Genomic DNA, 2,054 nt, shown 5'->3' on the forward strand with positions numbered 1-2,054 from the left:
GCGGTGGCGGGGCGGGCTGATGAAGCGCTGGACGACCTCGTCGGCTTCTTCGTCAACACTCTCGTGATCCGTACGGACCTGACGGGTGACCCGACGTTCACGCAGATCCTTGAGCGGGTGCGCGAAGCGGGTCTGGGTGCCTACGGCCACCAGGACGTGCCCTTCGAGCGGCTGGTGGAAGAGCTGGCCCCCACCCGCTCCCTGGCCCGCCACCCCCTCTTCCAGGTGGCGCTGACGGCACAGAACGACACTCGCACCCCCGTGGACCTGCCGGGCGTACGGACCGAGCGGTACGGGGCGGGCCGGCCTGCGGCCAAGTTCGACCTGGACATCACGTTCGGCGAGACCTTCGACGCCGCTGGCGCACCCGCAGGGCTGCACGGCACGTTGACCGCGGCCGCCGACCTGTTCGACCCGGAGTCGGCGGAACGGATCGTGGGACGGCTGACCCGCGTACTCGCGGCCGTGACGGCCGACCCGCATCTGAGACCGGGTGCGGTGGACCTCCTCGACGAAGAGGAACGACGCAAGGTCCTGACCGAGTGGAACGAGACCGCGGCCGACACCGCCACCGGAACGCTGCCTGAGCTCTTCGAGGCGCAGGTGGTGCGCACGCCGGAGGCGCCGGCGGTGGTTGCCGACGGGTTCTCGGTGTCGTACGGGGAGCTGGAGGTGCGGGCGAACCGGCTGGCGCGGTTGCTGGTTGCGGAGGGTGTGGGTCCGGAGTCGGTGGTCGCGGTGTGCATGGAGCGTGGTGTCGATCTGGTCGTGGCGTTGCTGGGTGTGCTGAAGGCGGGCGGCGCCTACCTGCCGGTCGACCCGGCGTACCCGGCCGACCGGGTGACGTTCATGCTCCAGGACGCGGGCGCCTGCTGCGCCGTGACCTCCCGGACAGCAGCCGGGAGCGTGCCCGAGACGGTTCCGACCGTGGTCGTCGACGACCCCGGGACGACGGCCCTACTGGCGGCGACGGCCGACGCGGCCGTGGCGGAGCACGAGCGCCGCACGACCCTGCTCCCGGGACACCCCGCCTACGTGATCTACACCTCCGGCTCCACCGGAACGCCCAAGGGCGTCGTCGTGCCCCACAGGGGTGCGGTGAACCTGCTGACGGTTCGGGGCTGGGAGACCGACGGCAGCAGCCGCGTCCTGCAGTTCGCGTCCGTCGGCTTCGACGCCGCGACCTGGGAACTGCTGATGGCCCTGTGGACCGGGGCCTGCCTGGTGGTGGCGCCCGCCGAGGAACTCCTGCCCGGCGCCGGCCTCGCCGACGTGGTGGCACGACACGGTGTGACGCACATGCTGCTCCCGCCCGCGGCCCTCGGCGTACTGGAGCCCGAGGAGCTGGCCCCGGTGGCCACGCTGTTCTCCGGCGGTGACGCGCTCAGCGGCGACCTGATCTCCCGCTGGGCTCCGGGCCGCCGCTTCGTCAACGCCTACGGCCCGACCGAGGCGTCGGTGTGCGTGACCATGGCAGGACCGCTGGCACCGGGCGACGAGCCCGCCATCGGCCGGCCCAACGCCAACACCCAGGCGTACGTCCTTGACGCATCGCTCAACCCGGTGCCCGTCGGTACGGCGGGAGAGCTCTATGTGGCGGGTGAAGGGCTCGCCAGGGGATACCTCGGCAGGCCCGGTCTGACGGCCGAGCGGTTCGTGGCGCATCCGTTCGGTGCCACCGGTGAGCGGCTGTACCGCACCGGCGACCGAGTGCGTTGGACGCGGAACGGACAACTCGCCTTCGTGGGCCGCACCGACGACCAGGTGAAGATCCGAGGCTTCCGCATCGAGCCCGGCGAGGTGCAGGCCGCCGTGGCCGCGCACCCTTCCGTGGCACAGGCCGCGGTGACCGTAAGCGAGGACGAGGCCGGTGAGAAGCGCCTGGTCGGGTACGTCGTCCCGGCCGAACCGGACGGTGAGTCGTCTGAACTGGCCGACAGCGTACGACTGTTCGTGGGCGATCGGCTTCCGGGGTACATGGTGCCGTCGGGGATCGTGGTTCTGGATGCGTTGCCGTTGTCGGTGAACGGGAAGTTGGATCGTGCGGCGTTGCC

Annotated in this window: 1 protein-coding gene; it reads left to right on the plus strand. The window is 71.4% G+C overall.

What is annotated here, in order from left to right:
* Positions 1-2,054, plus strand: a 2,054-nt coding sequence (locus tag ACH4D3_RS41175) for an amino acid adenylation domain-containing protein (RefSeq protein WP_398332884.1), incomplete at both ends; no start/stop codon positions are given.

The organism is Streptomyces sp. NPDC018026 (assembly GCF_044327745.1).
Taxonomy (GTDB): domain Bacteria; phylum Actinomycetota; class Actinomycetes; order Streptomycetales; family Streptomycetaceae; genus Streptomyces; species Streptomyces rubrogriseus.